At 70.5% G+C, this 18,605-nt stretch carries 15 protein-coding genes; 10 read left to right on the forward strand and 5 right to left on the reverse strand.

Annotation, left to right across the window (positions count from 1 at the left end):
• The first annotated feature begins 3 nt into the window (after window positions 1–3).
• The 3 genes from fomD (at window position 4) to ACWCXX_RS12315 (ending at window position 4,598) form a co-directional block, all read left to right on the forward strand.
• Window positions 4–705 (forward strand): cytidylyl-2-hydroxypropylphosphonate hydrolase, encoded by a 702-nt coding sequence (gene fomD, locus ACWCXX_RS12305; RefSeq protein ID WP_451126268.1) that lies wholly within the window; start codon window positions 4–6, stop codon window positions 703–705.
• A gap of 371 nt (window positions 706–1,076) precedes the next feature.
• Window positions 1,077–2,987 (forward strand): SpoIIE family protein phosphatase, encoded by a 1,911-nt coding sequence (locus ACWCXX_RS12310; RefSeq protein ID WP_451126269.1) that lies wholly within the window; start codon window positions 1,077–1,079, stop codon window positions 2,985–2,987.
• A gap of 141 nt (window positions 2,988–3,128) precedes the next feature.
• Complete coding sequence (locus ACWCXX_RS12315) at window positions 3,129–4,598, forward strand: catalase (RefSeq protein ID WP_451126270.1); 1,470 nt, start codon at window positions 3,129–3,131, stop codon at window positions 4,596–4,598.
• Window positions 4,599–4,687: 89 nt separating this feature from the next.
• Here ACWCXX_RS12315 and ACWCXX_RS12320 read toward each other — a convergent pair whose 3' ends face one another.
• Window positions 4,688–6,922, reverse strand: a complete 2,235-nt coding sequence (locus ACWCXX_RS12320) for a transglycosylase domain-containing protein (protein WP_451126271.1) — start codon at window positions 6,920–6,922, stop codon at window positions 4,688–4,690.
• Window positions 6,923–7,212: 290 nt separating this feature from the next.
• Here ACWCXX_RS12320 and ACWCXX_RS12325 point away from each other — a divergent pair, with 290 nt between their 5' ends.
• The 5 genes from ACWCXX_RS12325 (at window position 7,213) to ACWCXX_RS12345 (ending at window position 12,092) form a co-directional block, all read left to right on the forward strand.
• A complete protein-coding gene (locus ACWCXX_RS12325; RefSeq protein ID WP_451126453.1) occupies window positions 7,213–8,115 on the forward strand; it encodes an SPFH domain-containing protein in 903 nt (300 codons plus the stop codon).
• Window positions 8,112–8,402 carry a hypothetical protein gene (locus ACWCXX_RS12330; RefSeq protein WP_451126272.1) on the forward strand — a complete coding sequence of 97 codons (291 nt, stop codon included), beginning with the start codon at window positions 8,112–8,114 and terminating at the stop codon, window positions 8,400–8,402. Before ACWCXX_RS12325 ends, ACWCXX_RS12330 begins: the two co-directional genes overlap by 4 nt.
• Before the next feature lie 83 nt (window positions 8,403–8,485).
• Entirely contained in the window at window positions 8,486–9,010 is a 525-nt protein-coding gene (locus ACWCXX_RS12335; RefSeq protein ID WP_451126273.1) for a PadR family transcriptional regulator, read from the forward strand.
• Window positions 9,007–9,693 carry an ABC transporter ATP-binding protein gene (locus ACWCXX_RS12340; protein WP_451126274.1) on the forward strand — a complete coding sequence of 229 codons (687 nt, stop codon included), beginning with the start codon at window positions 9,007–9,009 and terminating at the stop codon, window positions 9,691–9,693. Before ACWCXX_RS12335 ends, ACWCXX_RS12340 begins: the two co-directional genes overlap by 4 nt.
• On the forward strand, window positions 9,690–12,092 hold the full coding sequence (locus ACWCXX_RS12345) for an ABC transporter permease (protein WP_451126275.1): 2,403 nt from the start codon (window positions 9,690–9,692) through the stop codon (window positions 12,090–12,092). The genes ACWCXX_RS12340 and ACWCXX_RS12345 overlap by 4 nt, the downstream gene beginning before the upstream one ends.
• Window positions 12,093–12,194: 102 nt before the next feature.
• Here the strand turns inward: ACWCXX_RS12345 and ACWCXX_RS12350 are convergent, their stop codons facing one another.
• Complete coding sequence (locus ACWCXX_RS12350; protein WP_451126276.1) at window positions 12,195–13,172, reverse strand: hydrogen peroxide-inducible genes activator; 978 nt, start codon at window positions 13,170–13,172, stop codon at window positions 12,195–12,197.
• A gap of 132 nt (window positions 13,173–13,304) precedes the next feature.
• Between ACWCXX_RS12350 and ACWCXX_RS12355 the strand changes: the two genes are divergently transcribed.
• Entirely contained in the window at window positions 13,305–13,859 is a 555-nt protein-coding gene (locus tag ACWCXX_RS12355; protein ID WP_451126277.1) for a peroxiredoxin, read from the forward strand.
• Between the two features lie 12 nt (window positions 13,860–13,871).
• Window positions 13,872–14,405, forward strand: coding sequence for an alkyl hydroperoxide reductase (locus ACWCXX_RS12360; protein ID WP_283853696.1), 534 nt, complete (start codon window positions 13,872–13,874; stop codon window positions 14,403–14,405).
• A gap of 165 nt (window positions 14,406–14,570) precedes the next feature.
• On the opposite strand, the gene ACWCXX_RS12365 is transcribed toward ACWCXX_RS12360, so the two are convergent.
• From ACWCXX_RS12365 to ACWCXX_RS12375, 3 genes are all read right to left on the reverse strand, one after another.
• Window positions 14,571–16,004, reverse strand: a complete 1,434-nt coding sequence (locus ACWCXX_RS12365) for an AI-2E family transporter (RefSeq protein WP_451126278.1) — start codon at window positions 16,002–16,004, stop codon at window positions 14,571–14,573.
• Window positions 16,005–16,143: 139 nt separating this feature from the next.
• Window positions 16,144–16,848 (reverse strand): aggregation-promoting factor C-terminal-like domain-containing protein, encoded by a 705-nt coding sequence (locus ACWCXX_RS12370; RefSeq protein WP_451126279.1) that lies wholly within the window; start codon window positions 16,846–16,848, stop codon window positions 16,144–16,146.
• A gap of 389 nt (window positions 16,849–17,237) precedes the next feature.
• Entirely contained in the window at window positions 17,238–18,560 is a 1,323-nt protein-coding gene (locus tag ACWCXX_RS12375; protein ID WP_451126280.1) for a PhoH family protein, read from the reverse strand.
• Window positions 18,561–18,605: the final 45 nt, after the last annotated feature.

Below are 18,605 nucleotides of genomic sequence, written 5' to 3' on the forward strand. Positions count from 1 at the left end.
TCCATGGCAGGTACAAGTAGCGGAGAGACCGAGCACTGGGCGCCGGGGGACCACGTCCTCTGGCGCTACCGCCGCAACGGCCCGCCCCCGGAGCCGGGGCAGGAGGACGCCCCGGCCCCGTTCCACATCTGCCGCCCGGTCACCGTCGTCCAGGACACCGACGAGTTGCTCGCCGTGTGGGTGGCGCCGGGCACCGAGTGCGTGAAGCCGGTGCTGGCGAACGGCGCCGACGTGCACGCCGAGCCGCTCGCCACCCGCTACACCGCCCCGCGCACCACTGCCCGCACCAGCTGGCTCGGCAACGGCGTGCTGAAGCTCGCCCGGCCCGGCGAGCCCTGGTCGGTCTGGCTGTTCTGGGAGCCCGTCTGGCGGTTCCGCAGCTGGTACGTGAACCTGGAGGCACCGCACACCCGGTGGGAGGGCGGCGTCGACTCCGAGGACCACTTCCTCGACATCTCCGTCTACCCGGACCACAGCTGGGTGTGGCGCGACGAGGACGAGTTCGACATGGCCCAGCGGGCCGGTCTGATGAGCCCCCGGGCCGCCCAAAAGGTGCGGGCCGCGGGCCTCGCGGCCGTCGAGACGATCCGGCAGTGGGGCGCCCCGTTCCGGGACGGCTGGGAGGACTGGCGGCCCGATCCGCGCTGGCAGGTTCCCGTGCTTCCGGATGACTGGGACCGTACCCCCACGCGCATGCCGTCGTGAGACCCTTGATGCATCCCAGGGGGACAAACGTAGGATCGTCCTCCGGAGGGCCGCCCCACCCCAACCGGGAGGCGCGGCGCAGCACCTGACCACAAGTCATCGCACGAGCACCGCGCACTGCATGAGCTGTATGAGCCGCATCAGTCGTATGAGTCGTATGAGCCACTACGAGGGGGTGGAGACGTGCTCGCCGTTGCCCGCCCCGTCGCCGGAGACGTCGTCACCGACCCACCCCGCAGGCATCCGGTTTCAGCCCCTTCTCCCGGGGCATCCGGTGACAGCCGTTGTTGTCGCCGCCCTTGCCGGGGCACAGTAACGCCGCACAAGGTGATTGCCTCATACAACCGGCCCGGACGGACGGAATCCCACGCGTGACGGAGCACCCCACCTCCCACGAAGGCCGGCAGCCTCTCGCTTCCCGGTCGCAGGAACGCACCCGGCCGCGGCAGCAGGACGCCGTACCGGCCGCTTCCCCTGCCGCCGCCGCGATCCCGGGCCCGGCCACCGGGCCCGGCCCCGCGGCGGCCACCGGCCCCGCCGGACTCGATCCCCAGGCCGCGGCCCGTCGCGAGGGCGACCGGCTGCGGTTCGTCGGCGCCGCCACCCGGCGGATCGCCCGGGGCATAGACCTGGACGAGATCGTGCTGGGCCTGTGCCGGGCCAGCGTGCCGACGTTCTCCGACGCCATACTGGTCTACCTCCGCGACCCGCTCCCGGTGGGCGACGAGCGGCCGGTCTCCCCCTTCGTGCTGCGGCTGCGCCGGTCCGACCGGCTGCGGCTGAACGAGGAGGGCACGGACAGCGGCTCGGAGATCGAGCGGCTGCGGCTGCCCGTCCTCGACCCGCACAGCGACCTGATGCCCGCGGCCGAGCTGTGCGAGGTCCGTTCCGGCGGCGCGCTGGCCGAGGTGCTGCGCGGCGTACGGCCGGTCTTCGGGGACTCCGCCGCGGCCCGCGCCGCGCTGCCCGAGCTGCTCGGCGCCGACCGCGCGGTGCCCACCGGGCACCGCGCGATCCTCGCCCCGCTGCGCGGGCGGCGGCGGGTGATCGGCGCCGCCGTCTTCCTGCGCGGCACCGAACGCCCCTCCTTCGAGGCCAACGACCTGCTGGTCGCGGCCCAGCTGGCGACGCACACCGCGCTCGGCATCGACAAGGCCGTGCTGTACGGGCGCGAGGCGTACATCGCCGACGAGCTCCAGCGCACGATGCTGCCCGACTCGCTGCCGCAGCCGACCGGCGTCCGGCTCGCCTCCCGCTACCTCCCGGCCGCCGAGACGGCCCGGGTCGGCGGCGACTGGTACGACGCGATCCCGCTGCCCGGGAGCAGGGTCGCCCTGGTCGTCGGCGACGTCATGGGCCACTCCATGACGTCCGCGGCGATCATGGGCCAGCTGCGCACCACCGCGCAGACGCTGGCCGGGCTCGACCTGCCGCCGCAGGAGGTGCTGCACCACCTCGACGAGCAGGCGCAGCGGCTCGGCAGCGACCGCATGGCGACCTGCATGTACGCGGTGTACGACCCGGTCGCGCACCGGATCACCGTCGCCAACGCCGGGCATCCGCCGCCCGTTCTGCTCCATCTCGGCGGCCGTGCGGAGGTGTTGCGGGTGCCGCCGGGGGCGCCGATCGGGGTCGGCGGGGTGGATTTCGAGGCGGTCGAGCTGGACGCGCCCGCCGGTGCCACGCTGCTGCTGTACACCGACGGCCTCGTGGAGTCGCGGCTGCGGGACGTCTGGACCGGCATCGAGATGCTGCGCGAACGGCTCGCGGCCACCGCCCGGCTGACCGGCCCGGACCACTCGCCGCCGCTGGAGGCGCTGTGCGACGACGTGCTGGACATGCTCGGTCCCGGTGACCGGGACGACGACATCGCGCTGCTCGCCGCCCGGTTCGACGGGATCGCGCCGAGCGACGTCGCCTACTGGCACCTGGAACCGGAGGAGACCGCCCCGGGCCGGGCCCGCAGGCTGGCCCGCCGGGCGCTCAGCCGGTGGGGGCTGGACGACCTCTCCGACGCGGTGGAGCTGCTCGTCAGCGAGGTGGTCACCAACGCCGTCCGTTACGCGGAGCGACCTGTTTCGCTGCGGCTGCTGCGTACCGACATCCTGCGCTGCGAGGTCGGCGACGACGCCCCGCAGCTGCCCCGGCAGCGCCGGGCGCGGGACATGGACGAGGGCGGTCGCGGCCTGTTCCTGGTGAACCGGCTGGCCAGACGGTGGGGAGCGACCCGGCTCTCGACCGGCAAGGTGGTCTGGTTCGAGATGCCGACCCGGTCCCAGTAGCAGCGACGGAACCGGGCGGGGCACCGGGAAGAATCCCGCACGGACAGTGACGAAATGTTGCCGACCTCCTGTCGGAGGGTTTGACTTCAGTCGTGAACGAGACGACCTGACCGAAAACCCCACTGACGGGAGGACGCGCTCGTGTCCGAGGAACCGAAGACCAGGAACACCTCCTACACCACGAACAACGCCGGAATCCCGGTGGAGAGCGACGAGCACTCGCTCACCGTCGGGGCCGACGGTCCGATCCTGCTCCAGGACCACTACCTCATCGAGAAGATGGCCCAGTTCAACCGCGAGCGGGTCCCGGAGCGGGTGGTCCACGCCAAGGGGTCGGGCGCCTACGGCACCTTCAGGGTGACCAACGACATCAGCCAGTTCACCAAGGCCGACCTCTTCCAGCCGGGCAAGCAGACCGCCATGCTCGCCCGCTTCTCCACGGTCGCCGGTGAGCAGGGCTCCCCCGACACCTGGCGCGACCCCCGCGGATTCGCCCTGAAGTTCTATACCGAGCAGGGCAACTACGACATGGTCGGCAACAACACGCCGATCTTCTTCGTGCGCGACCCGATGAAGTTCCAGGACTTCATCCGTTCGCAGAAGCGCCGCCCGGACAGCGCGGTGCGCGACCACGACATGCAGTGGGACTTCTGGACCCTGTCCCCCGAGTCCGCGCACATGGTGACGTGGCTGATGGGCGACCGGGGCATCCCGAAGACGTACCGCCACATGAACGGCTACAGCTCGCACACCTACATGTGGGTGAACGCGGGCGGCGAGCGGTTCTGGGTGAAGTACCGCTTCAAGACCGACCAGGGCATCGACTTCTACCCGCAGGACGAGGCCGACCGGATGGCCGGGGTGGACGGCGACGTCCACCGCCGCGACCTGTTCGAGGCGATCGAGCGCGGCGACCACCCGAGCTGGACGCTGTACGTCCAGGTGATGCCGTTCGACGACGCGCCGGACTACCGGTTCAATCCGTTCGACCTGACGAAGGTGTGGCCGCACGCCGACTACCCCGAGATCGAGGTCGGCCGGATGACGCTCGACGAGAATCCGGAGGACTTCTTCGTCCACATCGAGCAGGCGTCCTTCGAGCCGTCGAACCTGGTGCCCGGCATCGGCCCCTCGCCCGACAAGATGCTGCTCGGCCGGCTGTTCTCGTACCCGGACACCCACCGGTACCGGATCGGCCCGAACTACGCTCAGCTGCCCCCGAACCGCCCGCGCTTCGGCCGGAACTCGTACGCGAAGGACGGTCCGATGCGGTACGAGCCGAGCCGTACGGGAGCGGTCTACGCGCCGAACTCCTACGGCGGCCCGGCCGCGGACACCGAGCGCTTCGGCGACCCCGCGGGCTGGGCGACGGCGGGCGAGATGGTCCACGAGGCGTACAAGCTGCACCGCGAGGACGACGACTGGGGCCAGGCGGGCACGCTGGTGCGCAAGGTTCTGGACGACGCGGCGCGCGAGCGGCTGGTGAGCAATATTTCCGGCCATCTGCTGGACGGGGTGAGCGCACCGGTCCTGGAGCGGGCGCTGCAGTACTGGCGCAACGTGGACAAGGACCTCGGCGACCGGATCGCCAAGCAGGTCAACGGCGGCTGAGGCCACGCGGAAGACACAGGAGAAACAGGGCGGGGGCGGTGCCGGCCGGCACCGCCCCCGCCCCCTGCGCTCGTCGCCGGCTCAGTCGCTCACTGCCCGGGAACGTGGTTGACGAGGCCGCTCTCGTTGCCGTCGGCCGGTTTGCCGGGGATCCCGCCGGTCGGCGGCTCCGGGGACTGGCTCGGCGGCACGTCGGGCGACTGGGTCGGCGGCACCTCGGGCGACTGACTCGGCGACTGGCTGGGCGACTGGCTCGGGCTCTGCGCCGGTGCGGAGGGCGACTGCGTCGTCGACGGGTCGGTGCTCGGCGACTGCGAGGGGCTCTGCGACGGCGGCAGGGTGACCTCGCCCTGCTCGACGTCCTCCAGGTCGAACGTGGCGTGGGAGCCGTTGAGCGCGCCGAGCGTGTAGTCCGCCCAGATCTCCGCGGGGAAGCCACCGCCGTTGGCCCGGCCGGAGTTGGCGGTGCCGGTCAGGCTGACCTGGCCGCCGCCCTCCTTGGGCGACTCGCCGAAGAGCGCGACGACCGTGGTCAGGTCCGGGGTGTAGGCGGCGAACCAGGCCGACTTGTTGTTCTCCGACGTACCCGTCTTGCCCGCCGCCTCGTAGGCCGAGGCGTTGGCCGCCCTGCTGCCGGAGCCGTTCTTCACGACGCCCTGCAGGACGGAGGTGACGGTGTCGGCGGACTTGCGGCTGATGACCTGGCTGCCGATGCCCTCGACCGGCTCGACCGTCCGCTCGCGGTGCTTGGCGGACTTCACGATGAACGGGGTGACCTTCTTGCCGTGGTTGTCGAGCGTGGCGTACGCGCCCGCCATGTCCCAGGTCGAGGCGTTCATCGTGCCCAGCGTGATGGCGGGGCGCTCGGGGAAGTTCTTGTCGGGGACGCCGAGCGCGAGCGCGGTCTTCTTCACCGCGGCCGGGCCGACGTCGACGACCATCTGTGCGAAGGCCGAGTTGATCGACTTGTTCATGGCGGTCTGCACGGTGACGTCGCCGTAGCTGACGTCGTCCTCGTTCTGCGGGGCGAACGGGGTGTCGCTGCCCACGACGGGCCGCTTGCTGGTGCCGTCGTAGCGGGTGTTGACGCCGATCAGGTCGCCGCTCTGGGTCTTGGCCTCGTTCTCCAGCGCGGAGGCGAACACCAGCGGCTTGAAGGTGGAGGCGGGCTGGTAGTCCTGGCGCGTGGCGTTGGAGTAGTAGTGCTTGACGTAGTCCACCCCGCCGTACAGCGCGACGACGGCGCCGGTCTTCGGGTTCACGGAGGTGGCGCCCGCCTGGACGGTCGCGTCGACCTTGTTGCCCTCGCGGTCCAGCTTGGACTCCAGCTGGCGGTCGACCGACGCCTCCAGCTGCTTCTGCCGCTTCTTGTCGATGTTGAGCGTGAAGGTCCAGCCGCCGGCCTGCCGCATCTCCGCGGTGACGCCCTGCTTCTCCAGCTCCTTGTTGGCCGCCTCGACGAGGTAGCCGGTCTGGCCCTCCATGCCCTTGGCGGGCTTGGGCTTCTGCGGGACCGGGAACTTCAGCTTGGCGCGCTCGGCCTTGTCGAGCCAGTGCATCTCGACCATGTTGTCGAGCGTGTAGGCCCAGCGGTCCTTGACCAGCTTCTTGCCGGTCTCCGACGCGGTCGCCCAGTCGTACTGGCTGGGGGCCTGGAGCACGGAGGCCAGGTAGGCGCCCTGGGAGACGTCGAGGTCCTTGGCGTCGACCCCGTAGTAGGCCTGCGCCGCGGCCTGGATGCCGCTCGCGCCGCGCCCGTAGTACGCGGTGTTGATGTACCCGGCGAGGATGTAGTTCTTGCTCTTCTTCTGGTCGACCTTGAGGGAGATCACCAGTTCCTTGAGCTTCCGGCTGATCGTCGGGTCCTGCGTCAGGTAGTAGTTCTTCACGTACTGCTGGGTGATGGTCGAGCCACCCTGCTTGCCCTTGCCGCTGAGCGTGTTGAGGATGCCCCGGGCGGTGCCCTTCAGGTCGATGCCCTTGTCGTCGTAGAACGTCTTGTTCTCGGCGGCGACGAAGGTGTGCTGCACGTCCTTGGGAACCTCCGCCAGGTCCACGATCTGGCGGTTGACGCCGTCACCGGTCCGGGTCAGCAGGGAGCCGTCGCTGTACTGGTAGACGTTGCTCTGCCGCTCGGCCAGGGCGTTGGCCTTCGGGATGTCCACGTACATGTAGAGCGCGACGAAGGCGCCCATGAGCAGCAGGCAGAGCCCGAAGAAGGCGCCCAGCATCTTCTTCCAGGTGAAGAGTCTGCGTATGCCGCCGCTCCTGGAGGCCCGCCGCGCTCCGCGCCGCTGGGCTCGTCGCGCATCAGCTCGACCCATCGCTGTGTTGCTCCCGTTTCTCTGCTGGACCGGATCCACTCGGCCCAGCCAGCTAACACCTTAGGCGAGGACAAAAAGCAAGCGATGCGGTCTTCATCGGACGTGACAATCAGCACCCGTTCTGTAGGGAACCGACTCACGAGAGGTGTCCAGGGTTGCGAGGAGCTGTAATGTGTAATCACATTGCTAGCACGAGTCGACCGCACGAAACGGGGGATCTCATGACCGATCACAGCAATCCGCACCAGGTGGCGACCCTGCCCGCAGAACTCGCACCCGACACGCCACAGATGCCCGAACCGCAGGTGAGAGAGGTGACGGCGCACAGCATCCCCGGCGGTCTCGGCCTGCTGCTGACCGTGCTCGGGGTGATCGCCGGCATCGGCCTCGCCGTCATCGGCGGCGTCGTCGGCTCGAACGGGAACAACGGCGTGGGCGTCCCGGTCTGCATCTTCGGGGTCCTGCTCGTCATCGCCTCGTTCTTCTGCATGACGGGTGTGAAGATGGTCGCACCGGGCGAGGCCCGGGTGATCCAGCTCTTCGGCCGGTACGTCGGCACGATCCGCGCGGACGGACTGCGCTGGATCAACCCGCTCACCAGCAGCCGGAAGATCTCCACCCGGGTCCGCAACCACGAGACCGCGGTCCTCAAGGTCAACGACGCCTACGGCAACCCGATCGAGCTGGCCGCGATCGTCGTCTGGAAGGTCGAGGACACCGCGCAGGCCCTCTTCGAGGTCGACGACTTCCTGGAGTTCGTCGCCACCCAGACCGAGGCGGCCGTCCGGCACATCGCGATCGAGTACCCCTACGACGCCCACGACGAGGACGGCCTCTCGCTGCGCGGCAACGCCGAGGAGATCACCGAGAAGCTGGCCGTGGAGCTGACCGCCCGGGTGCAGGCGGCCGGGGTCCGGATCATCGAGTCACGCTTCAGCCACCTCGCGTACGCCCCCGAGATCGCCTCCGCGATGCTCCAGCGCCAGCAGGCCGGAGCGGTGGTCGCGGCCAGGCAGCAGATCGTCGAGGGCGCGGTCGGCATGGTCGAGATGGCGCTGACCCGGATCGCCGAGCAGGACATCGTCGAGCTCGACTCGGAGCGGAAGGCGGCCATGGTCAGCAATCTGATGGTGGTGCTGTGCGGGGACCGCGCGGCGCAGCCGGTCCTCAACACGGGCACTCTCTACCAGTGACCGAAGAGACCCCGGCGCGCGGGAAGCCGCCGCAGCGCAAGCAGATGCTGCTGCGGCTGGATCCCGCGGTGCACGACGCCCTGGCCCGCTGGGCCTCCGACGAACTGCGCAGCGCGAACGCCCAGATCGAGTTCCTGCTGCGCCGCGCGCTGGCGGAGGCGGGCCGGCTGCCGGGCACGGCCCGGCCGATCCCGCGCCGGGGACGCCCGCCGAAGAACTCGCGGGAGGCGCCGGGGCCGCAGGAGAGCCGGGAGCCGAGTGAGCCGCGGGAGCCGCCGGAGGCCTGAGTTCCGGGGCCCCGCGGGGCGGCGATCGAGGTATGCACCGGGGGTATACATCGCGGGTATACACACCGTGTACAGTTCTCCGCATGTCTATCGGCCACACCCTGCTCGGGCTCCTGGAGTCCGGCCCCCGTCATGGCTACGACCTCAAGCGCGAGTTCGACGAGAAGTTCGGCCATGACCGCCCCCTGCACTACGGGCAGGTCTACTCGACCATGTCCCGGCTCCTCAAGAACGGCCTCGTCGAGGTCGACGGCATCGAGAGCGGGGGTGGCCCCGAGCGCAAGCGGTACGCGATCACCGAGGCCGGGATCACCGATGTCGGCGCCTGGCTCGCGCAGCCGGAGAAGCCCGAGCCGTACCTCCAGTCGACGCTCTACACCAAGGTCGTCCTGGCCCTGCTCACCGGGCGCAGCGCGGAGTCCCTGCTGGACACCCAGCGCGCCGAGCACCTGCGCCTGATGCGCATACTCACCGACCGCAAGCGCTCGGGCGATCTCGCCGACCAGCTGATCTGCGACCACGCGCTCTTCCACCTCGAAGCCGATCTGCGCTGGCTGGAACTGACCGCCGCCCGGCTCGACCGACTCGCCATGGAGGTGGGCGCGTGATCCCCGCCGGTTCCCTGCTCAGCGCCGACAACCTGCACAAGACGTACGGCCGGACACCCGCGCTCGACGGCGCGTCCTTCTCCATCCACCCCGGCGAGGTCGTCGCCGTGCTGGGCCCCTCCGGGTCCGGCAAGTCGACCCTGCTGCACTGCCTCGCGGGCATCGTCACCCCGGACAGCGGCACGATCACCTACGCGGGCCGCGAGCTCTCCGCCATGTCGGACGCCGAGCGCAGCGCCCTGCGCCGTACCGAGTTCGGCTTCGTCTTCCAGTTCGGCCAGCTCGTCCCGGAGCTGACCTGCGTGGAGAACGTCGCGCTGCCGCTCCGGCTGGCCGGGGCCAAGCGCAAGGAGGCCGAGCGCACCGCCCTGCACTGGCTGGAGCGGCTGGAGGTCGAGACCGTCGCCGCCAAGCGGCCGGGCGAGGTCTCCGGCGGTCAGGGCCAGCGCGTCGCCGTGGCCCGCGCGCTGTCCGCCTCCCCGAAGGTGATCTTCGCGGACGAGCCGACCGGCGCCCTGGACTCGCTGAACGGCGAGCGCGTGATGCAGCTGCTCACCGAGGCCGCCCGGTCCACCAACGTCGCCGTGGTCCTGGTGACCCACGAGGCGCGGGTGGCCGCGTACTCCGACCGTGACGTCACCGTGCGCGACGGGCGGACCCGCGACCTGGAGCACATCGGATGACCCTGCTCGACGAGAAGAACCCGGCGGCCCCGCCCGCCGCCCCTCGCCCCACCGCCCCCACCGGCCTCGCGGCCTGGATGCGCGACCTCGGCCTCGGCATGCGCTTCGGCGCCGGGGGCGGTCGCGAGGGCTGGATCCGCACCGCGCTGACCGCCGTCGGCGTCGGCCTCGGCGTGGCCCTGCTGCTGACCGCCGCCTCCGTTCCGCACATGCTCCAGCAGCGCACGGACCGCAGCGCGGCCCGCGCCCCGAGCGTCATCGACGACTCGCCGGGCAAACCGGCCCCGAAGTCCGATGTCTCGGTGCTGCGGGCCGACGTCGAGACGGAGTTCCGCGGCCGCGTCGTGGAGGGCCAGCTGATGCGAGCGGACGGCGCGCACCCGGTGCGCCCGCCGGGCGTCGACCGCTTCCCCGCCCCGGGCGAGGCCGTGGTCTCCCCCGCGCTGAAGGAGCTGCTGGACTCCTCCGACGGCAGCCTCCTCAAGGACCGGCTGCCGTACCGGATCATCGGCACGATCGGCGACCCGGGCCTGGTCTCGCCGAGCGACCTGGTCTATTACGCGGGCAACGACACCCTGACCGCCGACCACAACGGCCAGCGGATCGCCGGGTACGGCGACCGGAACATGGGCGAGGAGATGCCGCCCGTCCTGATCGTGCTGATCATCATGATCTGCGTGGTGCTGCTGATGCCGGTCGCGATCTTCATCGTGACCGCGGTGCGGTTCGGCGGCGACCGCCGTGACCGCAGGCTCGCCGCGCTGCGCCTGGTCGGCACGGACATCCGGATGACCCGGCGGATCGCGGCGGGCGAGGCCCTGTTCGGGGCGCTCCTCGGTGTGGTGACGGGTGTGGTGTTCTTCTTCGTGGGCCGGGAGTTCGTCGGCGGCGTCGAGGTGTGGAACGTCAGTGTCTTCCCGGCCGACCTGGTGCCCGATCCCCTGCTGATGGCGCTGGTGGTCGTCGCGGTGCCGCTGACGGCGGTGGTGGTGACGCTCGGCGCGATGCGCGCGGTGGTGATCGAGCCCCTCGGCGTCATCCGCAACGGCCACAGCCGCAAGCGGCGGCTCTGGTGGCGGCTGCCGGTGCCGGTCGCCGGTCTGGCGGTGCTCGGCCTGACCGGCAAGGTCGACGCGTACGGTCCGGTCAACCCGTATCCGATCGCGGGTGGGGCGGTGCTGGTCCTGGTCGGGCTCGCGCTGCTGCTGCCCTGGCTGGTCGAGGCGCTGGTGAACCGGCTGCACGGCGGCCCGGTGCCCTGGCAGCTCGCCGTGCGTCGGCTGCAGCTGAGCAGCGGGGCGGCCTCCCGGGCGGTCAGCGGCATCACGGTGGCGGTCGCGGGCGCGGTGGCGCTGCAGATGATGTTCGCCGCGATCGGCGACGAGTTCAACAAGGTGATCAGGCAGAACACCTCGAGGGCCCAGTTCTTCTCGTACTCCGCGAAGGTCACCTCGGACGGTGCCACCAGGACCGCCGAGGCGCTCCGGGCCACCAAGGGCGTGAAGGCGGTCGTCGGCAAGGTCAACGTGTACGTCACCCACCCGGGCAGCTCCGACGACGAAGAGGTCCAGCGGACCACCAGCCTGACCGTCGCCGACTGCGCGAGCCTGCGCGAGATGGCCTCGATCGGCGCCTGCAAGGACGGCGACACCTTCGTCTCCCACCCCGCGAAGAACGAGGGGATGTCGCGGTGGATCGACAAGACGGCCCGCAAGGGCGAGGACGTCCTGATCGAGGCGGGTGGCGCCGGGAAGTCGGTGCGGTGGACGTTGCCCGCCGGTTCCCGGACGGTCACGGCCCGGGACAGCGCGCTGGGCAACGAGACCACCGGCATCCTGGCGACCCTCGGGGCGGCGGACCCGAGCACCCTGCCGGGCGCGACGACCGAGACTCAGGTCGAGGTCGACGAGAGCGTGCCGGACGTCGCGGAGTACGTGCGGAACACGGTGGCCGGGATCGACCCCACCGCGCGGGTGTCGACCTTCCAGTCGGTGGCCCGGGACAAGAAGTACGCCAGCGTGCAGCGCGGCCTCCAGGTCGGCGGGACGGTGACGCTGCTGCTGATCGCGGCCTCGATGCTGGTCTCGCAGCTGGAGCAGTTGCGTGAGCGCAAGCGCCTGCTGTCGGTGCTGGTCGCCTTCGGCACCCGGCGCTCCACGCTGGGCTGGTCGGTGCTCTGGCAGACGGCGGTTCCGGTGGTCATCGGGCTGGCGGTGGCCATCGCGGGCGGGCTCGGCCTGGGCGCGACCCTGATCACCATGCTCGACAAGGAGGTCACCAACTGGTGGCTGTTCCTGCCGCTGACGGGTGCGGGCGCGGCGCTGATCGCGCTGGTGACGCTGGTGTCGCTGCCTCCGCTGTGGCGCATGATGCGACCGGACGGGCTGCGCACGGAGTGACGGAACGGTGAGCGGGTGAAGGGGTGCGGGTCCTGCGGGACCGCACCCCTTCGCGTCGCCCTCGTCCGCCTTTCCCCTCGGCCGCCACGCCCGTCGGCGTCGTCAGCCGCCGTGTCCGTCCCGTACGCCGTCGGTCACCCGGACCGGCAGCGCCGCCATCGCCTCCCGCAGCGCCGCCGCGAACTCCTCGAACTCCTCGTGCCGCGCCGCCCCCGTCCGCATCGCCAGCGCCACCCGCCGCGACGGGGCGGGCTCCGCGAAGTACCCGGTGGCCAGCGCGTCGTTGCGGCCGGTCTCGACCGGCACGGCGGTGCGCGGCAGCAGCGTCACCCCGAGCCCGCCGGCCACCAGCTGCACCAGCGTGGAGAGCCCGGCCGCGGTCGTGGTGACCGGCGCCCCTTCCGTGCGTCCCGCCTCCCGGCATATGTCGAGGGCCTGGTCGCGCAGGCAGTGCCCCTCGTCGAGGAGCAGCAGCGGCAGTTCGCGCAGGGCCTCGCGCGGAATGTCGGCCCGCCCGCCCAGCCAGTGGTCCCGCTCCATCACCAGCACGAAGTCCTCGTCGAACAGCGGGAGTTCGGTGACTCCGGGCACCCCGAGCGGCACCGCGAGCAGCAGCAGGTCCAGCCGTCCCGCCGCCAGCCCCTCCAGCAGCGAGGAGGTCTGCTCCTCGTGCACCTGGAGGTCCAGTTCCGGGTAGCGCTCGTGGACCAGCCGCAGCACGGTCGGCAGCAGATACGGGGCGACGGTCGGGATCACACCGAGCCTGAGCACTCCGGTGAACGGCGCCCGGACCGCCTCCGCCTCCTCCATCAGCTCACCGACGGCCTCCAGCACCGCCCGCGCCCGCCCCGCCAGCCGCTCCCCGGCCGGCGAGAGCAGCACCTTGCGCGTCGTACGCTCGATGAGCTGGACACCCAGTGCCTCCTCCAGTGCGGACACGGCCCCGGACAGCGCGGGCTGACTCATCCCGATTGCTGCCGCGGCATCCCTGAAGTGCAGATATTCGGCGACGGCCACGAAGGCGCGCAGCTGCGAGAGGCTGGGCTGTTTGGGTCGATTGCCCTGAATCCCTTGCGCCACTGATAGGCACCTCCGATCATCACAGCAAAGTGTAGCTATTTCCGTGATCAATGCACCCTGTGCCAAGGTGGACTTTGTCCAACCCTCAGGAACTCCCCCAAAAAGGGAGTTCCAACGCTGCAAGGAGAGCGCGTGCTCACTGTCGGTGACAAGTTCCCCGAGTTCGATCTGACTGCCTGTGTCTCGCTGGAGAAGGGCAAGGAGTTCGAGCAGATCAACCACAAGACCTACGAGGGCAAGTGGAAGATCGTCTTCGCGTGGCCCAAGGACTTCACCTTCGTGTGCCCCACCGAGATCGCCGCCTTCGGCAAGCTGAACGACGAGTTCGCCGACCGTGACGCCCAGATCCTCGGCTTCTCCGGTGACTCCGAGTTCGTGCACCACGCCTGGCGCAAGGACCACCCGGACCTGACCGACCTGCCCTTCCCGATGCTGGCCGACTCGAAGCACGAGCTCATGCGTGACCTCGGCATCGAGGGCGAGGACGGCTTCGCCCAGCGCGCCGTCTTCATCGTCGACCAGAACAACGAGATCCAGTTCACGATGGTGACCGCCGGTTCCGTGGGCCGTAACCCCAAGGAGGTCCTGCGGGTCCTCGACGCCCTGCAGACCGACGAGCTGTGCCCGTGCAACTGGACCAAGGGCGAGGACACCCTCGACCCGGTCGCGCTCCTCTCGGGCGAGTGAGCTGACGGCGACATGGCACTCGACGAACTGAAGGCCGCCGTACCGGACTTCGCCAAGGACCTGAAGCTGAACCTCGGCTCGGTCATCGGCAACAGCGAGCTCCCGCAGCAGCAGTTGTGGGGCACCGTCCTCGCCTGCGCGATCGCCTCGCGCTCGCCGAAGGTGCTGCGCGAGCTGGAGCCGGAGGCGAAGGCCAACCTCTCCGCGGAGGCGTACTCCGCCGCGAAGTCGGCCGCCGCCATCATGGCGATGAACAACGTGTTCTACCGGACCCGGCACCTGCTGTCGGACCCCGAGTACGGGACGCTCCGGGCGGGCCTGCGGATGAACGTCATCGGCAAGCCCGGCGTGGAGAAGATCGACTTCGAGCTGTGGTCGCTCGCCGTCTCCGCGATCAACGGCTGCGGCCAGTGCCTGGACTCCCACGAGCAGGTCCTGCGCAAGGCCGGCGTGGACCGCGAGACCATCCAGGAAGCCGTCAAGATCGCCTCGGTGATCCAGGCGGTCGGCGTGACCCTCGACGCCGAGGCCGTGCTCGCCGAGTAGACCGGCAGTACCCTGTGGTGCGAGAAGGGCCCCGTGGACGACCGACCGTCCCCGGGGCCCTTCTCGCACCCGCCCGCCGGGCCGTTCACCGCGTACCGCACCCGCCCGCCGGGCCGTTCACCACGTGCCGTTCACCACGGCCGTTCACCGGCCGCCGGGCCGGTCCTACGCGTCGACCCCGCCGTACACGCCGTCCCCGCCGTCGCCGGAACCGGAACCGGCCTTCCCGGCGGACGGCACCGGCGCGGGCGTCGGGGCGACGTCGACGGCGCTCGCCCCGCGCGGCTGCGGCGCGTACCGCAGGGCCTCCTCCCGGCCGAACGTCCGCAGATAGCCGACCACCGTGTTGGTGACCGCGACCAGCGGCACCGCGACGACGGCTCCCCCGATGCCGGCGATGAGTCCGCCGGCGGCGACGGAGAGCACGACGGCCAGCGGATGCACCCGCACCGCCCGCCCCAGGATGAACGGCTGCAGCACATGGCCCTCGATCTGCTGCACGGCGAGCACCACCACCAGCACCATCAGCGCGGTGAACACGCCCTCGGTGACCAGCGCGACGACCACCGCCAGCGCCCCGGAGACCACGGCGCCGACCAGCGGGATGAAGGCGAAGAGGAAGATGAAGACGGCCAGCGGCACCGCCATCGGCACATCGAGGAAGAAGATCCCGAGCCCGATGAAGATCGCGTCGATCAACGCCACTATGACGGTGCCCCGCACATAGGCGGTCAGCGTCTGCCAGGCGCGCGGCCCGGCACCCGCGACGCCCGGCCGTGCCTGGGCGGGCACCAGCTTCAGCACCCACTCCCAGATGCGCTTCCCGTCGTACAGCAGGAAGAGCGTCGAGAACATCGCCAGCAGCATCCCGGTGAGGACCTCCACCATCACGGTGACGCCCTCCAGCCCGGCGGAGGTGATCTGTTCGGTGTTGGTGCCGATGGTGTCGCTGAGGTTCTTCGCGATGTCGTTGATCTGCTGCTCGGTGACGTGGAAGGGGCTGTCGAGCAGCCAGCGCTTCAGCTCGTCGATGCCGTCCCGCACCCGGTCGGAGAGGGTGTCGAGGTTGTCCATGACCTGCCATACCACGAACCAGCCGACCAACCCTATGACGACGAAGCCCAGGACCGCGGTGACCGCGGTGGCCAGCCCGCGCGGCAGCCCGCGCCGCCGCAGCCTGGCGACCGTCGGCTGGAGCATCGCGGTGACGAGCAGCGCGGCGACGAAGGCCAGGACCACCAGCTCCACGGTGCTGATGATCCGCATCAGCACCCAGAGCGTGCCCGCGAGGACGAGCAGCCGCCAGCCCGCCTCGGCCGCGACCCGCATCCCCCAGGGGATCGCCGCGACCGGATCGGGCCGGGCGGCCACGGAAGGCGCGTACGAGGGCGGCGGCGGCACATGGTCGGTGTCGGCCGCGGCACCGGGCCGGGCGTCGTCCGGTACGGCTCCGGCGGACCCGGCGACGGCCTCGGCCGGTTCGAAACCGGGCCGCAGGGTTCCGTCCCCCTCGGCCTCGGCCCGGCGCTGCTCCAGCCGGTCGCCCAGTTCGGTCAGTTCGGCCCCGAGCCGGCCGAGCCACCCCGGAATCTTCGACATGATCGTTCCTCTTCCCCCGTCTTCTCTCCGCCGCTCCCCCACCGACGGTTCGGACCGACCGTACACGCGCGAAGCCCCCCACCGTAGGACGGCGAGGGGCTCTGCACGTTCGAACCGCGAACCTCGAAGGGCTCCGGATCTAGTACCAGTGGTTGGCCTGCCAGAAGGACCAGGCACCACACGGGCTGCCGTAGCGGCCGTTCATGTAGTTGAGGCCCCACTTGATCTGGGTGGCCGGGTTGGTCTGCCAGTCGGCACCGGCGGACGCCATCTTGGAACCGGGCAGCGCCTGGACGAGGCCGTAGGCACCGGAGGACGGGTTGGTCGCCCGGTAGTTCCAGGTGGACTCGTGGTTCACGATGTTGCTGAAGCACTGGAACTGGTCGCCGGGGATCATCTGACGAGCCATCGCCTGGACCTCGGCCACGGTGTACGAGCCCTGCGTGGCGAAGGAGGAGGCGTCGCGGACCGAGGAGCGGCTGGCGCGCTCGGCGCGCTCCTTCTTCTCCTGGCGCTCCTTCTCCAGCTTGTCCTCGGCCGCCTGCTTCTTCGCCTTGGCGTCCTTGGCGGCCTGGATGCGGGCCGCTTCCTCCACGGACTTCTTCGCCGCGGCGTCGGCCGCGGATGCCTGGGCGTCGGCCTGCTGCGTCAGCGAGGCGGTCTGCACCTGGGCCTGTTCGCCCGCAGGGATGTCGGCGAGAAGCGTCGTGTCGGCTGCGGTCGCCTCGAAGTTGTTGTCATCGACAGCGGGAGTGCTGCCCGAGGCAACGCCTACGACGGCGCCGACGGTGGTGACCGCAGTGGCAGATGCCACGGCGAATCCCCGGACCGAGATCCGGCTCACACGGTGTCCTTCCAGCATCGCCCGCTTAGGTGACCTCGCGGACGCAATCGTGCCCCTGGCGCTGGCCTCCCCACTGCTTGGGTCACGGGAGGCACGGGCCCGGTGGGCGACTCCGCGAAGGAGTGCCGCGTGGTACTCGCGGGCGGCATACGGACGGCATTTGTTGAGTTGTGTGGTGCGTGGCACCTCTGGAGGTGCTCATGTGCCGTATGCGGGGCCTGACGGAAGCAAGACTCTGCCGGAACGGAGCACCGGGAAGCAATTCTCCGTTGCGTGTGAAAGCTCACACCTCGTTCGGAGCAAGTGATTTACGAAAATGCCGCCGCAGCACGGTGCCGCCCGGCTAAGCTACTGCGCTCGCCGGGCGGCACCAACTGTCGTATCCCGTATCAGATCTGGCCTTCCTCCAGCATTTCGGTCACCAGTGCGGCGATGTGCGAACGCTCGGAGCGGGTGAGCGTGACGTGCGCGAAGAGCGGATGCCCCTTCAGCTTCTCGACCACGGCGACGACCCCGTCGTACCGGCCGACCCTGAGGTTGTCCCGCTGGGCCACGTCATGCGTGAGCACAACCCGGGAATTCGACCCGATCCTGGACAACACGGTCAGCAGGACGTTCCGTTCGAGCGACTGCGCCTCGTCGACGATCACGAAGGCGTCGTGCAGCGAACGGCCCCGGATGTGGGTGAGCGGCAGGATCTCCAGCATGCCGCGCCCCAGCACCTCCTCGATCACCTCGCGCCCGGCGACCGCCGAGAGCGTGTCGAAGACCGCCTGCGCCCAGGGGCTCATCTTCTCGGCCTCGGTGCCGGGGAGATAGCCCAGCTCCTGCCCGCCGACCGCGTACAGCGGACGGAAGACCATCACCTTCTGGTGCTGCCTGCGCTCCAGGACGGCTTCGAGCCCGGCGCAGAGCGCCAGCGCCGACTTGCCGGTGCCGGCCCGGCCGCCCAGGGACACGATGCCGACGTCCGAGTCGAGGAGCAGGTCGAGCGCGATGCGCTGTTCGGCGCTGCGGCCGTGGATGCCGAAGACCTCCCGGTCGCCGCGCACCAGGCGCACATTGCCCTCGGCGGTGACCCGGCCGAGCGCCTTGCCGCGCTCGGAGCGCAGGACCAGCCCGGTGTGCACGGGCAGTTCGGCGGCCTCCGGCACGTACAGCGTCTCCTCCCCGTAGAGGAGGTCCACCTGCTCCGCGCCGAGCGGGAGCTCCGACATGCCCGTCCAGCCGGAGTCGGTGATGGCGAGTTCGGCGCGGTACTCCTCGGCGAGGAGGCCGACCGAGGACGCCTTGATGCGCAGGGGCAGGTCCTTGGAGACGACCGTGACGTCGTACCCCTCGGCCTGGAGGTTGCGTGCGACCGCGAGGATCCGTGAGTCGTTGTCCCCCAACCGGTAGCCGGCGGGCAGCACTCCGGGATCGGAATGGTTGAGCTCGACGCGCAGCGTTCCGCCCAGGTCTCCGAGCGGGATCGGGGCGTCCAGCCGGCCGTACCTGACCCGGAGGTCGTCCAGCAGGCGCAGGGCCTGCCTGGCGAAGTAACCGAGCTCCGGGTGGTGCCGTTTGGCCTCCAGTTCCGTGACCACGACGATCGGGAGCACGACTTCGTGCTCGTCGAACCGGGCCATGGCGTTCGGATCGGCCAGCAGCACGCTGGTGTCGAGAACGTAGGTGCGCCTGTCGGGAATGCGGCGCTTTGTGCTGGTCACCACGGAAGGACGTACCCCCTCGGACGAGGTTGGGGTGCGACGGCGTCG

It is taken from the genome of Streptomyces sp. NPDC001732 (assembly GCF_053596315.1).

Bases quoted from the DNA above. Each gene is read 5' to 3' on its own strand.
- fomD (WP_451126268.1), top strand. From the start codon at position 4: ATGGCAGGTACAAGTAGCGGAGAGACCGAGCACTGGGCGCCGGGGGAC.
- ACWCXX_RS12320 (WP_451126271.1), bottom strand. From the start codon at position 6,922: ATGGGTCGAGCTGATGCGCGACGAGCCCAGCGGCGCGGAGCGCGGCGG.
- ACWCXX_RS12325 (WP_451126453.1), top strand. From the start codon at position 7,213: ATGCCCGAACCGCAGGTGAGAGAGGTGACGGCGCACAGCATCCCCGGC.
- ACWCXX_RS12335 (WP_451126273.1), top strand. From the start codon at position 8,486: ATGTCTATCGGCCACACCCTGCTCGGGCTCCTGGAGTCCGGCCCCCGT.
- ACWCXX_RS12345 (WP_451126275.1), top strand. From the start codon at position 9,690: ATGACCCTGCTCGACGAGAAGAACCCGGCGGCCCCGCCCGCCGCCCCT.
- ACWCXX_RS12360 (WP_283853696.1), top strand. From the start codon at position 13,872: ATGGCACTCGACGAACTGAAGGCCGCCGTACCGGACTTCGCCAAGGAC.
- ACWCXX_RS12365 (WP_451126278.1), bottom strand. From the start codon at position 16,004: ATGTCGAAGATTCCGGGGTGGCTCGGCCGGCTCGGGGCCGAACTGACC.